Source organism: Aeromonas sp. Prich7-2, assembly GCF_017939255.1.
Lineage (GTDB): Bacteria > Pseudomonadota > Gammaproteobacteria > Enterobacterales > Aeromonadaceae > Aeromonas > Aeromonas caviae.
The window spans coordinates 1-293 of sequence record NZ_JAGKRI010000267.1; the positions used below are offsets into that span (position 1 = coordinate 1).

The following is a 293-nucleotide window of genomic DNA, read 5'->3' on the forward strand; positions in this document are numbered from 1 at the left end:
TATCGCCGGCCTTTCCAGGACCGTTCCACTAACTTCCAAGATGCTTAAGGGCTAATCCCCGTTCGCTCGCCGCTACTGAGGGAATCTCGGTTGATTTCTTTTCCTCGGGGTACTTAGATGTTTCAGTTCTCCCGGTTCGCCTCGCTGCGCTATGTATTCACGCAGCGATACCTAGCTTATGCTAAGTGGGTTTCCCCATTCGGAAATCCGTGAGTCGTAATGTCTCTTACCGACTGCTCACGGCTTATCGCAGGTTAGTACGTCCTTCATCGCCTCTGACTGCCAAGGCATCC

At 52.6% G+C, this 293-nt stretch carries 1 rRNA gene; it reads right to left on the reverse strand.

Going from position 1 to position 293, the window contains the following annotated elements:
• A 23S ribosomal RNA gene (locus tag J9892_RS21570) occupies positions 1 to 293 on the reverse strand; the annotation flags it as partial.